The 15,448-nt window shown below is 66.6% G+C and carries 11 protein-coding genes; 3 read left to right on the top strand and 8 right to left on the bottom strand.

The annotated features are described in order from the left end of the window. Positions 1–97 precede the first annotated feature (97 nt). The 3 genes from KF730_RS14535 to KF730_RS14525 are packed head-to-tail and all read right to left on the bottom strand — an operon-like array spanning position 98 to position 4,988. Positions 98–1,708 carry a M28 family peptidase gene (locus KF730_RS14535; RefSeq protein ID WP_294098423.1) on the bottom strand — a complete coding sequence of 537 codons (1,611 nt, stop codon included), beginning with the start codon at positions 1,706–1,708 and terminating at the stop codon, positions 98–100. Next, positions 1,705–3,294, bottom strand: coding sequence for a M28 family peptidase (locus tag KF730_RS14530; protein ID WP_294098421.1), 1,590 nt, complete (start codon positions 3,292–3,294; stop codon positions 1,705–1,707). The genes KF730_RS14535 and KF730_RS14530 overlap by 4 nt, the downstream gene beginning before the upstream one ends. Continuing rightward, positions 3,291–4,988 (bottom strand): M28 family metallopeptidase, encoded by a 1,698-nt coding sequence (locus tag KF730_RS14525; protein WP_294098419.1) that lies wholly within the window; start codon positions 4,986–4,988, stop codon positions 3,291–3,293. Before KF730_RS14525 ends, KF730_RS14530 begins: the two co-directional genes overlap by 4 nt. 125 nt (positions 4,989–5,113) lie before the next feature. Between KF730_RS14525 and pepN the strand changes: the two genes are divergently transcribed. After that, the gene (pepN, locus tag KF730_RS14520; protein ID WP_294098417.1) at positions 5,114–7,699 is read left to right on the top strand and encodes an aminopeptidase N; all 2,586 of its coding nucleotides are present in this window, start codon (positions 5,114–5,116) and stop codon (positions 7,697–7,699) included. On the opposite strand, the gene KF730_RS14515 is transcribed toward pepN, so the two are convergent. Both KF730_RS14515 and KF730_RS14510 read right to left on the bottom strand, forming a co-directional pair. Then, positions 7,696–7,890, bottom strand: a complete 195-nt coding sequence (locus KF730_RS14515; RefSeq protein WP_294098415.1) for a hypothetical protein — start codon at positions 7,888–7,890, stop codon at positions 7,696–7,698. The genes pepN and KF730_RS14515 overlap by 4 nt on opposite strands. Before the next feature lie 384 nt (positions 7,891–8,274). Then, complete coding sequence (locus tag KF730_RS14510) at positions 8,275–9,897, bottom strand: alkaline phosphatase D family protein (RefSeq protein WP_294098413.1); 1,623 nt, start codon at positions 9,895–9,897, stop codon at positions 8,275–8,277. A 135-nt stretch (positions 9,898–10,032) separates the two neighbouring features. On the opposite strand from KF730_RS14510, the gene KF730_RS14505 reads away from it, so the two are divergent. Next, complete coding sequence (locus tag KF730_RS14505) at positions 10,033–11,583, top strand: hypothetical protein (protein WP_294098411.1); 1,551 nt, start codon at positions 10,033–10,035, stop codon at positions 11,581–11,583. Here the strand turns inward: KF730_RS14505 and KF730_RS14500 are convergent. Genes KF730_RS14500 through KF730_RS14490 form a run of 3 tightly spaced genes read right to left on the bottom strand, consistent with a single transcriptional unit; the run spans position 11,511 to position 14,162 of the window. Further along, positions 11,511–12,719 (bottom strand): glycosyltransferase, encoded by a 1,209-nt coding sequence (locus tag KF730_RS14500; protein ID WP_294098410.1) that lies wholly within the window; start codon positions 12,717–12,719, stop codon positions 11,511–11,513. The genes KF730_RS14505 and KF730_RS14500 overlap by 73 nt on opposite strands. A 4-nt stretch (positions 12,720–12,723) precedes the next feature. Then, complete coding sequence (locus KF730_RS14495; protein ID WP_294098409.1) at positions 12,724–13,239, bottom strand: DUF2141 domain-containing protein; 516 nt, start codon at positions 13,237–13,239, stop codon at positions 12,724–12,726. Then, complete coding sequence (locus KF730_RS14490) at positions 13,236–14,162, bottom strand: hypothetical protein (RefSeq protein ID WP_294098407.1); 927 nt, start codon at positions 14,160–14,162, stop codon at positions 13,236–13,238. Before KF730_RS14490 ends, KF730_RS14495 begins: the two co-directional genes overlap by 4 nt. 222 nt (positions 14,163–14,384) lie before the next feature. Here KF730_RS14490 and KF730_RS14485 point away from each other — a divergent pair, with 222 nt between their 5' ends. Next, on the top strand, positions 14,385–15,443 hold the full coding sequence (locus KF730_RS14485; protein ID WP_294098405.1) for a glycosyltransferase: 1,059 nt from the start codon (positions 14,385–14,387) through the stop codon (positions 15,441–15,443). The last annotated feature ends 5 nt before the right edge of the window (positions 15,444–15,448 follow it).

The following is a 15,448-nucleotide window of genomic DNA, read 5'->3' as shown; positions in this document are numbered from 1 at the left end:
GACGGAAGGGGGGCTTCACGCAACGCGACACCTGCGGCACGCCCCCTCCACCAGCCTGCGGCTGGTTCCCCTCCCCGTGCCGGGGAGGATCGTTCAGTCACTTCGCCCCATATCCGTCGAACGTGACACCGAAGAAATCGCCCTTGTTCCAGCGCGGGCGCTGATCGGCGTCGGCGAGCGCGCGGGCGACGGCGTAGTTGAGGCGCGCGAATTTGGCGACCGAGGCCCAGTCGAACGGCAAGTCGATCTGGTCCGAGGGCTTGTGGTAATTCTCGGCGAGGAACTTCTTCTGCGCCTCCGCGCCCGCGCCGCCGGGGCCGGTGTCGATCGAGACGGCGGGGATGCCGGCCTTGACGAAGCTGTAATGGTCCGAGCGGACGAAGAACATTTCCTCGGGGCTCGGATCGGGGACGACCTTGAGCCCCTCGTCCGCCGCCGCCTTCGCGATCACCGGGCCGAGGCTCGAGCGCTCGCCGCCGAGCACGACGATATCCTCGAGCGGATAGGTCAGGATCGGCATGTCCATGTTGATGTCGGCGACGATCCTGCCCTTGGGCACCACCGGGAAATGCGTGAAATAGTCCGAGCCGATCAGGCCGCTTTCCTCGGCGGTCAGCGACACGAACAGGATCGAGCGGCGCGGGCGCTTGCCCGAGCGTTCGAAGGCGCGGGCGACTTCGAGCATGATCGAATTGCCGACGGCATTGTCCATCGCGCCATTATAGATGCGGTCGCCATGAACCGCGTCGCCGACGCCGACATGATCGAGATGCGCGGAGAGGACGATATATTCGTGTCTGAGAACCGGATCCGAGCCTTCGAGCAGGCCGACGACATTCCTGCTGGCGGCGGTGCGCAGCGACACCTTGGTCGAAGCCGCTAGCGTGCCGATCAACGGGCCGGTCGGCAGCTTGCCGCCCTTGCGCTCGGCGGCGGCGAGGTCGTTCCACTTGACGCGGCTGCCGGCGAACAATTTCTCGGCGCCGGCCGGGCCGATATAGCCGACGATCGGCGCGCCGGGCGCAGGCGTGTTGGGCTTGCCGTCGGGGCCCGCCCAGCCGCTGCGCTCATAATCCCAATAGGGCACCACCGCCTCGAACGGGAATTGCGCGCGCCGGCTGGGGGATTCGACGATCAGCACCGCCTTGGCGCCGCGCGCTTGCGCCAGCCGCGCCTTCTGGTCGTCGTCGCCGAAATGAGCGGCGACTTCGCTCGGCAGGCCCCGCGGCGTGCCAGGGAACAGGGCGACGATCTTGCCGCGAACGTCGAGGCCCTTGTAGTCGTCGATCCCGCCCTGCGAGTAGACCACGCCATAGCCGGCGAAGACGATGCCGCCCTCCACCGTGAAGCTGGGCGCGGCACTGGCGGTGGTGTTGATGAAATCGATGCCGAACTGGAGCGGAATCGCGGTGCCGCCGCGCGTCAGCGTCCACTTCGCCTTTTCGGAGGGCTTGTAGGTGGTGAGCTTGACCGGCTGGAACCAGCCGCCTTCGGCGCCGGGCTTGAGGCCCCGCGCCATCATCTGCGCCGCCATATATTCGGCGGCGACATCGAAATCGGGCGTGCCAGCCTCGCGTCCGCGCAGGGCATCGGACGCGAGGAATTGGACGTGCGACTTGAGCGCGGCCTGATCCGCCGGCATCTCCTGCGCCGCGGCGGGCGCGGCGAGAAGCAGGAACGGCAGGAGGATCCGGAAGGATTTTCTCACTTCGCCATCGGCCCCTTGAAGGTCAGGCCGAAGAAATCGCCCTTGTTCCAGGTCGGGCGCGCATCGGCATTGGCGAGCGCGCTGGCGATCGCATGGTTGAGCTTCACGAAGCGCAACCCCTGTGTCCAGTCGATCAGGCCGATCTCGTCCGAGGGCCGATGATAATGCTTGTCGAGGAATTCCTTGATCGCCGCACCACCCGGCCCGCCGGGCCCGACATCGAGCGAGACGGCCGGGATGCCGGCTTTCACGAAGCTGTAGTGATCCGAGCGGACGAAGAAATTCTCCTCCGGCAGCGGATCGGGAACGACCTTGACGCCTTCGGCGGCGGCGGCCTGGGCGACGATGGTGCCGACCGAGCTGTGATCGGCGCCGATCGCGACGACATCCTCGAACGCGAAGGTGAGGATCGGCATGTCGAGATTGACGTCGGCGACGATCTTGTCCGCCGAAACCGTGGGGCGCGCCGCGAAATATTCGGAGCCGACCAGCCCCTTTTCCTCGGCGGTCACCGCGACGAACAGGATCGAGCGGCGCGGCCTGGCACCGCCCTGGAAGCGTCTGGCGACTTCGAGCATCGAGGCGGTGCCGACGGCATTGTCCATCGCGCCATTATAGATGGTGTCACCCGTCGCATCGGGCTTGCCGACACCGACATGATCGAGATGCGCCGAGAGGACGACATATTGATCCTTGAGGTCGGTGCCTTCGAGCACGCCGACGACATTGTTGCCGGCGACCTTCTGGATCTCGGTGTTGGCGGTCGCCTCGACAGTGACGCCGAGCGCGCCATGGGGAAGCTTCTTGCCGGCCTTGTCGGCGGCGAGGATGTCCGCCCATTTATACTTGCTGCCCTCGAACAGCTTGGCGGCACCGTCGAAGCCCAGATAGGCGAAGGCGGGCGCGGTGGCGGCGGTGTTGGCATCGTCGGACCAGGTCATCGCCGGGCTGTTCCAATAGGGTTTGGTCGCCGCGAACGGGAACAGCGCGTGGCGGGCATTGCCCTCGATCAGGATCACGCCGGCGGCGCCACGCTCGGCGGCGGTGCGCGCCTGGACGTCGGGCTGGCTGAGATGCGCGCGGGCGTCGCCGCTCAGGCTCTGGGGCGCATCGCGGAGCATCGCGACGATCTTCCCCTTGACGTCGAGACCCTTGTAATCGTCATAGCCGCTGATCTTGTCGACGACGCCATAGCCGACGAAGACGACGGGAGCGGACACCGCGACCCTGGCGATATGCGGGTTGGCGCGCGCGAAATAATCCGTGCCCCATTCCAACGGCACCACGGTAGCGCCGCGCCTGACGGTGAAGCTGCCATGATCGGCGCTCTTGTAGCTGACGAGCGGCACCGGCTGGAGCCAGCTGCCGTTCGGCCCCCCGGGCTTGAGCCCGGCGGCGAGCATCTGCGCCGCGACATATTGCTCGGCGATGGCGATTTCGGGCGAGCCGACATCGCGGCCGCGCATCGCGTCCGCCGAAAGGAACTGGACGTGCGCCTTGAGCGCCGCGGCGTCGGGAGCGAGCTCCTGCGCAGCGGCCGGAGCCGCGACGAGAAGCGTGGTTGCGAGGAGCAGCGCGCGGATCACTTGACCATCGCTCCGCCGAAGACGGTGCCGAAGAAATCGCCCTTCTTCCACATCGGCTTCTCGTCGCCATCGGCGATCGCGCGGGCGATGCGATAATTCACATCGACGAAGCGCACCCCCGATTCCCAGTCGATCGCCGGGGTCTGGACCAGCTCGTCCGACGGCTTGTGGTAATTGTTGGCGAGGAACGCATCGACCGCGGCCTTGCCTGGGCCCTTCTCACCCGGCCACAGGAAGATCGAGGGCACGCCCTGTTGGACGAAGCGGTAATGATCGGAGCGGACGAAGAACGCCTCGTCCGGGCGCGAATCGGGCGATACGGTCACGCCGATCTCGGCCGCGGCCTTGGTCGCGATATCGCCGATCGTCGAATGCGCCGCGCCGAAGGGCACAATGTCTTCGAACTTGTAGTTGATGATCGGCATGTCGAGATTGACGTTGGCGACCAGATCGCCCTTCGGCAGCGTCGGATTGTTGGCGTAGTAATCGGCGCCGACCAGGCCCTTTTCCTCGGCGGTGACGGCGAGGAACAGGATCGAGCGGCGCGGCGCCTTGCCCGATGCCTTGAAGCGCTTGGCCTCCTCGATCAGCGAGGCGATGCCGACGGCATTGTCCATCGCGCCATTGTTGATCGTATCGCCAAAGGCATTGGCCTTGCCGATGCCGATATGATCGAGATGCGCGGAGAGAACGACGATCTCCTTTGAGAGCACGGGATCGCTGCCCTTCAGCAGCCCCGCGACATTGTAGCTGGGAAGCGGCGTGAACGCGGTCTTGAGGCCGACGGTGAGCGTGCCCGGCAGCTGGACGGCCTTGAACACGGCCTTGTCGTCCTCGGCCATCTTGAGGACCTGGTCCCATTTGGCCTTGGAGCCGGCGAACAGCTTGGCGGCGCCCGCCTTGCTCAGCATGCCGAGCGCAGGCGTCGCGGCGCTGGCGACATGGCCGGTGCCATCGGCATTGGCCCAGCCGACACGCGGACGATCCCAGAGCCCGGCGAGCGCGGCGAACGGATAGATGCCACGCCCGGTGCGCGGTGATTCGAGCGTGATATAGCCGACCGCGCCGCGCTGCATCGCGATCGCCGCCTTGGCGGGGCCGCCCGACAGATGCGCGCGTTCCTCGGGCGGATAATCGCCGGGAGCGCCGGGGAAGAAGGCGACGATCTTGCCCTTCACATCGACGCCTTTGTAATCGTCGCGGCCAAGGCCGACGATGCCGTATCCGACGAACACCACCGGCGCGGTGACCGAATAATCGAGCTGGGCGGCGTTGGCGCCGGGATAATAATCCTCGCCGAAGACGAGATCGATGGCGGGCGCCCCCTTCCTGCGGGTGAGCGCCATGCTGCCCTTGCCCGCCGGCTTGATGCTGATCAGCGGCACTTTCTGGAGGAACGAGCCCTCGTCGCCCGCCGGGCGCAGGCCGGCGGCGTAGAATTGCGACGCGACATATTGCGCGGCGATATCGAACTCGTTGGTGCCGGCTTCGCGGCCCTTCATCGGATCCGAGGCGAGGAACATGACATGCGCCTTCATCGCCGCCTGATCGGCGGGAAGCTCGGCGTTGATGATCGCGTTCTTCTCGGGCGCGGGCAGCGGCGCGGCGAGCGGCGGAACGGCGGCGTGATCCTGGGCCGCGGCGGGCAGCGCGAGGAGTGCGGCCAGCGCCAGCGGAACGGTGTATCGAAACATGGTGAGACCTCTCCGGCGAATATCGGTGTGCCGCATCGGTAGCACGGTTCGTCGCAGGCGCAAGGCCGCAAGCGTTTCCGGTTTTTTGCATGGCGGTGCGGGCGGTTGATCCTTATCTGATAGCCATGGCCGACGCACGCACCGCACCCCAGACCCCGACCGCCATCCGCCGCGCGGATTATCGCATGCCCGATTGGCGCGTGCCCGAGATCGCGCTGGATTTCGATCTCGATCCGGCGAGCACCCGGGTCCGCGCGACGCTGCGGGTCGAGCGCAGCGTCCGGCATAACCGGCCGCTGGTGCTGAACGGCGACGGGCTGGAGCCGGTGGCGGTGCGCGTCGATGGCGCGGACATCGCATGGCGGATGGAGGGTCCCGATCTCGTCATCGACCTGCCCGGCGACGCGCATGCGATCGAAACCGAGGTGGTGATCGCGCCCGAACGCAACACCCAGCTGATGGGGCTCTACGCATCGGGCGGCAATCTCTGCACCCAGTGCGAGGCGCAGGGCTTTCGCCGCATCACCTTCTTCCCAGACCGGCCCGACGTGCTCAGCCGCTACAAGGTCAGGATGACCGCCGACAAGGCGCGCTTCCCGGTGCTGCTGGCCAATGGCGATCCGGTCGCGTCGGGCGAACTGGAGGGCGGCAGGCATTGGGCCGAGTGGCACGATCCGTTTTACAAGCCCTGCTATCTGTTCGCGCTGGTCGCGGGCGATCTCGTCGCCAATACGGGCAGCTTCACCACCATGTCGGGCCGCGAGGTGCGGCTCGGCATCTGGGTGCGCGAGCCCGATCTCGCCAAGACCGATCACGCGCTGGCGGCCTTGAAGCTCAGCATGGCCTGGGACGAGAAGGTCTATGGCCGCGAATATGATCTCGACGTGTTCAACATCGTCGCGGTCGACGATTTCAATTTCGGGGCGATGGAGAATAAGGGGCTGAACATCTTCAACAGCCGCTACATCCTGGCCGACCCCGATACCGCCACCGATTATGACTATGACGCGATCGCCGCGGTGGTCGCGCACGAATATTTTCACAACTGGTCGGGCAACCGCGTCACCTGCCGCGACTGGTTCCAGCTCTCGCTCAAGGAAGGCTTCACCGTCTTCCGCGACCAGAGCTTCTCGGCCGATCAGGGCTCGGCATCGGTCAAGCGGATCGAGGATGTCCGCGCGCTTCGCGCCAGCCAGTTCCCCGAGGATGCCGGCCCGCTCGCGCACCCGGTGCGCCCCGACGAATATATCGAGATCTCGAACTTCTATACCGCGACGATCTACAACAAGGGCGCCGAAGTCATCCGGATGATGGCGACGATCCTGGGTCCGCAGAAATTCCGCGCGGCGACCGATCTCTATTTCGACAGGTTCGACGGCACCGCCGCGACCTGCGAGGATTTCGTCTCGTGCATGGAAGAAGGCGGCGGAGTCGATCTCAACCAGTTCCGCCGCTGGTACACCCAGGCGGGCACGCCGCGCGTCACCGCCAGCCTGATCCGCGAGGGCGGCCGGGCGCGGCTGAAGCTGTCGCAGGCGGTGCCGCCGACGCCCGGCCAGCCCGACAAGGAACCGATGGTGCTGCCGCTCAGGATCAAGCTGTTCGGCGCGATCACCGGCCGCGCCTTGTGCGACGAGCAGCTCGTGCTGCTGAGCGCGCCCGAACAGGAAATGGTGTTCGAGAATCTGCCCGAGGCACCGGTGCTGTCGATCAACCGCGGCTTCTCGGCGCCGGTGGTGGTCGAGACCAACCGCACCGCCGCCGACCTCGCCTTCCTCTCGGCGCACGATGACGATCCGTTCGCGCGCTACGAGGCGATGCAGCAATTGATGCTCGATACGCTGGTCGGCGCGGTGGCGACCGGCAAGGCCGATCACAAGCCGGTGATCGACGCGGTCAGGAACACGCTGACCGATGCCGCGCTCGACAGCGCATTCATCGCCGAAGCGGTGCTGCTGCCGTCGGACAGCTTCATCGGCGACCAGATGGCGATGGTCGATCCGCAGGCGATCTTCGAGGCGCGCGAGGCGCTGCGCGCCGATCTCGGCAAGACGCTCGAGAAGGAATGGCGCGCCGCCTATGAGGGCGCGCGCGCCAACCGCTTCGAATATTCGCCGGCCGCCAAGGGCGCGCGGCGCCTGAAGAATGTCGCGCTCGGCTATATCGCGGCGAGCGGCGCGAAGGATGCGGCCGATCTAGCCTTCGCGCAGTTCGAAAGCGCCGACAACATGACCGACCGGCAGGGCGCGCTGACCACCCTGGTCAATGGCGATTCGGACAAGCGCGAGGCGGCGCTGACCGATTTCTACCGCCGCTATGCCGGCAATGCCCTGGTCCTCGACAAATGGTTCCAGACCCAGGCGCTGTCATCGCGCGACGACGCCCTGGCGGCGGTCGAGGCGCTTGCCCGGCACCGCGACTTCACCCTCGCCAATCCCAATCGCGCGCGGGCGCTGATCGGCGCGTTCAGCGTCAACCAGCGCGCGTTCCACGATCCCTCGGGGCGTGGCTACCGCTTCGTCGCCGACCAGCTCATCGCACTCGACAAGCTCAACCCGCAGACCGCCGCCAAGCTGATCCCGCCGCTCGGCCGCTGGAAGCGCTTCGACGCGGCGCGGGCGGCCAAGATGCGCGCCGAACTCGAACGCATCGTCGCGACGCCGGGGCTGAGCAAGGACATGTTCGAACAGGCGACCAAATCGCTGGATTAATCATTGTCCGGGCTTGGCGGCGAGGGGCTTGCGCCCAGATAGATGCCCTCGTCGCACGGAGGCACCGGCGCGTGGGTCGCGGCATCGATGGCGTATTGGAGGCGGGTGGCGGCGATATCCTCTCCGTCGCGATCGAGCAAAGCGAGCGCCATCCGCATCAACGTCACTGCGATCGCCACCGGTCTGGTCATCCCGCGTCTCCAACGCGAAGCCGGCGACACGCCCGCGGGGGCGCGTCGTCGCTTCGAAAAACCGGGTGTTGGAAACCTGACCAAAAGAACAGGCGCATGCGCCTTTAGGCCGAAGCCTTGGACATGCGCGCATGCCACCCGGCCACAGCAATGCTGCAAACCGAGTCCTTTTGGTTTTGAGGTTTCCATGCCCCACCCGCGTCTCCGCGGGCCTGCGTTTCCTAGCCGATGGCCCGATTGGCGGCAAGCCGCCGGACTGATCCTCCCCGGCACGGAAGTGGCACGCGAAGCGTGACGGAGGGGGCGGGCAACAAACGGTTCGCGCGCGGATGGCCCCGTCCACCAGCCTGCGGCTGGTCCCCCTCCCCGTTCCGGAGAGGATCTCTACACCATCACATTGCGTCCGCGCTGGACCACGGCGGTGTGGCCCACGCTCGCCTTCAGCGAGCGCTCAAGGATCGTGTCCATGAACACATAGTCGTTGCTGACCCGCTCGGGCGTCAGTGTCACCGCCATATAGCCGCGCTTACTCATCTCGCACCATTTGACCTCGGGATTGGTGGCGATCAGGGCGCGTTCGATCACTTTGGGATCGACGCTGGTATAGGCCTCATTGCCGGGCGACGTGACGCTGGTGCCGGCGAACTCGACCCCGGCCGGCTTGCCGCCCTCGCCGAGATCGAACGCCCAGGCATTATGGCTGTCGCCGCACAGCACGATCAGGTTCGCGCCCATGCCCTGCGCCGAGCGGAGGAAGCGGGCACGGGCTTCGGGATAGCCGCCCCAATTGTCGAGATCGGCGGGGAGCCCCAGCTTGCTCGCCGTCACGCTGGCGGCGGTATAATCCTTCACCCGCTGCGGGGCATCGGGCTTGAGCCATTCGACCGCCTGCTCGGGGACGCGGTTGCGGCCGATGATCGTGCCGAAGCCGACCACCTGCCATTTAGTGCCCGCGCGCACCGATCTGGCCATGGCGTGCGCCAGCCATGCCTCCTGCTCGCTGCCGAGCATCGTCGCGGCCTTGTCGCGCCAGCGACCGTCGCGGAACGCAGTCAGCGCCTTCACCGGATCGGGATCGCGCTTCATCACCGTGCCGGTATCGGTGCCCTCGCTGCGCGCGGTGAGCCGCGTGTCGGTGCGGAACAGCGTGGCGAGGCCGCCGATATCGTAGCTGCTCCAGGGCGTCTCCGACACCGGCATCCATTCGCGCCACGCCTGGAACGCGGCGCCGCGCCGGGTGCTGTAGTCGCCTTCCTCCGGCTGGTGGTTCTGCGCGCCGCCCTCCCAGCTATTATTGGCGAGCTCGTGATCGTCCATCGAGACCAGCATCGGCTTCAGCCGGTGCAGCGCCTGGAGATCGGGATCGGCGCGATAGCTGGCGTAGCGCAGGCGGTAATCGGCGAGCGCGATCGCCTCGCCTTCGGGCAATGGCACGCGGCCGTCGATCGCGCCGCGCGCCGGCGAATAGGCGCCCTTGGCATATTCGTAGAAATAGTCGCCGAGATGGACCGCGAGATCGATATCGTCGCGCATCGCGGCATGAGCATAGGCGTTGAAATAGCCGAACGGCATGTTGCAGCACGAGAAGACGGCGATGCCGAAGCGCTTGGGATTGCCGACCGGCAGCGTTTTGGTGTGGCCCACCGGCGAGATGGCACCGTCGGGGGCGATGAAGCGGTAGAAATAGCGCGTGCCGGGGTTCAGGCCCTGTACGGTGACCTTGGCGGTGTGATCGCGCCATGGGCCGGTAAAGACTTCGCCACCGCTGACAATGCGGGCGAAATCCTGGGTGAGCGAGACTTCCGCGCGCAGCTTGGTGGCACCGGCGCCTTCGGGCACATAGCGCGTCCATAACAGCATCGTATCCGGTCCCGGCTCGCCGCTCGCCACCGAATGGGTGAAGCCCTGGCCAAACCCCGCGCCCCAGGCGAAGCCGGGAATCGCGAATGCCGCGAGGCCCAATGTGCCGGTGAGGATCAGCGAGCGGCGATCGATGCGAAGCGTCATACGGGCTCCCCTAGGTAATTCTACGCTGCCCACATTTCGTGACAGCGCCGTTTCGCATCGCTAAGCCGTTGCCCTGTCACCGGCAACAAGGCCTTTTCCCCTGAACCGTTTCCGCCTGCAGGTTTCCATCACCCCATGAACTTGTTCGCACCCGTTTCGCCGGGCGCGCGCCCCTCGCCGCTCGACCGGCTCGAGGCGATGCCGCGCTGGGCGGTGCTGCTGATCGTCGCGGTCATCACGCGCCTGGCGGCGTTCGGCAATCCGGTCACCCATGTCGACGAGGAATTCTATTTCGTCACCGCGCAGGGGATGCTGCACGGCGCGCTGCCGTTCGTCGATATCTGGGACCGCAAGCCGATCGGGCTGTTCCTGCTCTATACTCCCGCCGCAGCGCTGGGCGTGCCGGCGGGAATCTGGGCCTATCAGCTGATGGCGCTGGCCTGCGTGGTCGGCACCGCTTTGCTGATCGCGCGGCTGGCGGAGCGCGCCGGCTGGGGCAAGGGCGCGCTGACATCGGCGATCCTCTACATCGTCCTGCTCGGCTTCGGCGACGGCCATGGCGGGCAGGCGCCGGTCTTCTACAATCTGCTGGTGATCGCGGCGGTGTCGCTGGTCGCGCCACGGACGGGCGAGCGCAGCGACGATTCCGCCCGCGTGCTGCGCGCATGTCTGTCGATGCTGCTGATCGGGATCGCGCTCCAGATCAAATATTCGGTGCTGTTCGAAGGCGGCTTCCTTGGCGTGTGGCTGATCTGGCACGAATGGCGGCTGAAGACGCCCTGGCCGAAGATCGTGCTGCGGAGCGCCGTCTACGGCCTGCTCGCCTGGGCGCCGACGCTGGCGGCCTGGGGGTTCTATATCGCGCTCGGGCATGGCGATGCGTGGTTCTACGCCAATTTCGGATCGATCCTCGAACGGCAGAGCGATCCCTTCTGGGTGCTGGTCCGCGCCTTCCTCAAGATCGCCCTGATCCTGGGACTCCCGCTGATCGTCAGCGGGCTGTCACGGCACATTCCGGCTGCCGACGAAAATCAGCCGCATGTGCGGCATCTGCTGTTCGGCTGGCTGATCGCATCGGTGACCGGGCTGATCCTGTTCGGTTCGTGGTTCAACCATTATGCGCTGCCGGTGATGGTCACCGCGGCGCTTTGCTGCGCGGGCTATCTGGGCGCGACCGAAATCGGCCGCCGCTATCTCGCCCCGGCGATGCTGGTCGCGGGCCTGATCGGCGGCACCTACACGACATGGAGCGCGCGCTGGCACCGCGGCAACGCCCCGCAGCTCGAAGCGCTGGCGGCGGGAATCGGCAAGGGCCCGGGCTGCATGTACGTCCATTCGGGCAATTCGATTCTCTACAGCTATACCGGGCGCTGCGCAGTCACGGCGTGGATCTTCCCCAGCCATTTGTCGCGCGAGCGCGAGAATGGCGCATTGGGCGTAGATCAGCTGGAAGAGGTCGACCGCATCTTCGCCAGGAAGCCCGAGATCGTGGTGATGCGCCCCGAATATTATGGCGAGCGGCTGGTCGTGCGCCGCCGCGCCGAGGCGCATATGGCGGCGATGGGATATCGGCTGAAGGGACGCTGGCCGCTCGGCGACCTGATGATCAGCGTCTATGAATTGCCGACGGCGCGGAGCAATGGCGCGCCGCCACCGCCGCGCTTGGCCGCGACCAGCCCGGCATAATAGTCCATCAACTGGGCGGCGTGATCGACGTCGCTGCGGACCTTGCCGGCGGCGACCCGGGCCGCGGCCTTGAGGATCGGCTGGTCGCGGCGGAACAAGCGCCGCACCGCTTCCGCCGCCGACTGCGCGTTGCGCGCCTCATAGGTCTCGGCGAACAGCGGATCGGCGATCTCGGCGAACCCGCCCTCGTCGGGCCCGATCAGCGGCAGGCCCGACGCCAGCGCCTCGGAAGCGACCAGCCCGAACGGCTCGGCGTCCGAACCGTGGATCAGCGCGTCGCAGCTGGCCATGATGCGGGTGAAGCGGGCGCGGTCATAGACCGGGCGGAAGATCTTGATGTGCGGCGAACCGGCGATACGCTGCTCGAGGCTTCCACGCTGCGGCCCATCGCCGATCAGGGCCAGGCCGACCGGCAGATCGGCGCCGGCGGCCTCGACCGCGTCGATCACCAGCGGCCAGCGCTTTTCCTTGTGATGGCGGCCGAGCCCGAGCAGCAGATGCCCCTCGGGTGGCAGGCCGAGCTGCGCCAGCATATCGACACGGAGCTGCTCGTCGCGCTGATCGGGCGAGAACCATTGCCGCTCGATCCCCAAGGGCATCGAGGCATGGACGGTCTGGCCCCGGCGGCGGAAACGCTTGGCCAGCGCCGGGCCGTTGGTCACGAACGCGTCGTAATGCTTGAGGAAGCGGTTCATATACTGGGTGTAGAAATCGAACGCGCGCTCGACCTGGCGCGGCGTCGCCACGGCATCGAGCCAGCGCTGCGGATAGGCGCCGATCTGGTCGCCATGCGCGAAGAATATCTTGACCGCGTCGCCCTTCCACTTGGCGACGGTCCAGGCCGGCAGCCAGGTCGAGGAGCATTCGACGACATCGGGCTTGAGCTCATCAAGCAATGCCCAGACCGGCTCGTCATGGACGAAGATGCCGTAATTCCTGTCGAAGATCAGCGGCGGGCATTTCAGCCAGTAGATCTTGCCGCCGCCCGGGCGCTCCTCGATCGAATTCTCGAGCGCGGGGGCGATGACGATCAGCTCATGGCCCATATCGGCCATGATCCCCATCTTGCGATCGAGATAGGTGCGGACCCCGCCACCGGTGGGCGAATAGAATTCGTTGACGTCGACGATACGCATGCGCTCAATCGTCCATCGGGCCGAAGCCGCCCAGCCCGCGCAGATATTGCAGGCGGATCGTGATCTGCCCGCCCTGCTGCGGAATATTGACGAGCGCCTGCCGCAGCTTGGGCCGGGTGCGGCCGAGGCGCTGGTTGCTCGGGAACCCGGCGCCGTCTTCCCAGAAATTGAACTTGTTCTTGCCGTCACGGTCGTGGGTCAGCAGCACCGCCCATTGCCCGGCATAAGGCGCGCGGATGCAGACCGCGACGGGCCCTTGCGCGGGAATGCCCGACCAGACGCGGCGGAACGGGCGCCGGTCGCCCTTGAGCCCGGTATCGTCACGCAGGAAATCGTCTTCGTTGTTCGGATAGATCTCGACCTTGAGGCGGCCGGTGCGGTCCATCAGCCCTTCGACATTGACGCGCAGCATCGGCCCCGAGACCAGCGCGCAGCCGCCCTCCACCGGATCGACCTGGGCAAGCGCCGGGGTGGCGCCGTTCGCGCAGGCGATCGCGGTCAGAGCGGCGCGGCCGATCATCCCCGGATCTTGGCCAGCAACGCCTGTATGCTGAACCCGCCGATCAGGGCGATGTGGCACAGCAGGGTGAGACCCGCGATCAGCGCCATCAGCTCGGACAGCGCCTGACCTTCGCCGATGACGATGCCGGCGATGAACGAGAAGGCCAGCTCCTTGTTCGGCACCAGCGGCAGGCGCCAGACGAGCAGGCGGCCGGCCGCCATCAGCAACCACACACCGATCGGCACCGCCGGCATCGCGAAGTGCCAGGCCAGAGCGATCAGGATCGAGCCGGCGACGATGCGCACGCAGTGGATGCCGAACACCCAGCCGAGCATCCGCGCCGGCAGCGAGAAGACCCGCTTCGAGAAGATCAGGAACGGCAGCGACATCGCGATGATGATCGCGACCGAGCCATAGGCATAGTTCTGATAGGTCGGGGTCAGCAACTCGATGCACAGCGGCAGCGCGATCGCCATCACCGCCAGCGTCACCGCGTTTCCGGCGATCGCCGACAGGATCATCACGTCCTTGACCGCGCCGAACGGCGCCGCGACCATCCGGGTGCGCTGGCGCGCCCAGGCGTAGAAATAGGCCTCACCCGAATAGCCGAGCAGAACCTCGTTCGAGATGCGCTTCTTGTGCAGCGCGGCCATGCCGTCGAGCGGGATGCGCCACAGGCGGCGGAAGATCACATAGTCGAAGGTCGGCGGGCCGAGATAATAGACCAGGAAGGTCAGATAGAAGAGCGGGTTGCCGGGCAGGTTGCGGGTCAGCCCCGCCAGCCCGGAGCCGAACAATTCGCGGCCCAGGCTCAGGATCATGAGCAGCGTCAATCCGCCGCCCAGGATCATCGGCCAGCGGCGCTTGATCTTTTCGACGGGCTCAAGCCCGGCAAGGTCTGGCACCGCACCGAGCGGGGCTTCGACAACGCCTGTGTTCACCGAAGCCTCCAAACTTGCTTCATTCACGGATTATGTGTTCCGATATCGGGACGACGAACGAATTTCGTTTTGTTTCCACCGCGTCGCAAACAAGTTGCTCTCAAAATGCGACAAAGCGCCGGAGTGACAGACGAATACGGATTATTACGGAGGCGATTTGGGCGCTCCCGAGACGTTTCGCAAGGGTTTATGTTGCACCGCACCTATTCCAAAAATGCACAGATGATCCTGACCTGCGCCCAACGCCTGCAAGGCGGTGGAGTGGAGCGGGCGATGCTGCGCATGGCCGATGGCTGGCTGAAGGCCGGGCGGCGGGTGACCCTGGTGCTGGGCAGCCGTGAGGGACCGCTGGCCGCCGAAATCCCGGAGGGGATCGCGCTGATCGAGCTGGGCACCGCCAGATATGCGGCGCTGTTTTCCTTGGCCGATCATGTCCGCGCGGTGCGGCCTGACGTGATTTTCTGCCCGGGGAATCACTATAGCGCGGTCGCGGCGGTGGCGCGGCTGCGGCTCGGTTCGGCCTGTCCGCCGATCGTGGCGAAGGTCTCCAACGCGCTGGTCCGGCGCGAATTGAGCGCAGGTGCAGCATGGGCCTATCGGCGCTGGCTGCGGCTGCATCCGCGCTTCCTCGACGCGGTGGTGGCGATGACCCCGGCGATGGCGGCGGAAGCGGTCGCCGAGATGGGGATGGCGCCGGAACGCGTCCATGTGATCGCCAATCCGCCTGCGGCCACGCGCGCCGATGCCGCGCCGGTGGCGCTCCCGCAAGGGCGCTACATGATCGGCGTGGGACGGCTGGAGCCGCAGAAACGCTGGGATCGGCTGCTCGCGGCGCTGCCCCGGCTGGCGGACCGCGAGATCAAGCTGCTGCTGCTCGGCGAAGGCGGCGCGCGGGCGGCGCTGGAGGCGCAGGTCGCGGCCCTGGGGCTGGGCGACCGGGTGTCGATGCCGGGGCATGCCGGCGACCCGCTGCCGGCGTTGCGGGGCGCGGCGCTGGCGGTGCTGACATCGGACTATGAAGGCGTGCCCGGGGTGCTGCGCGAGGCGCTTTCGGTGGGAACGCCGGTGGTGACGACCGAATCGAGCGTCGCGGTGCGCGAGATCGTGACCTCGGATGCACTCGGAAGCGTGGTGGCGCGCGACGATGTCGATGGGCTGGTCGCGGCGCTGAATCACTGGCTGGCGCCGGGGCGCGCGCGGCCTGAAGCAGTGGTTGTGGGAGGCGATCCGATCACCGAGTATCTGGCCTTGTTCGATTCGCTGACAAAGCGGGAGACCTGATCCTG

It is taken from the genome of Sphingomonas sp. (assembly GCF_019635515.1).
Lineage (GTDB): Bacteria > Pseudomonadota > Alphaproteobacteria > Sphingomonadales > Sphingomonadaceae > Sphingomonas.
Note: the sequence above shows the minus strand (reverse complement) of the source record. Positions and strands in the feature narration are given on the sequence as shown.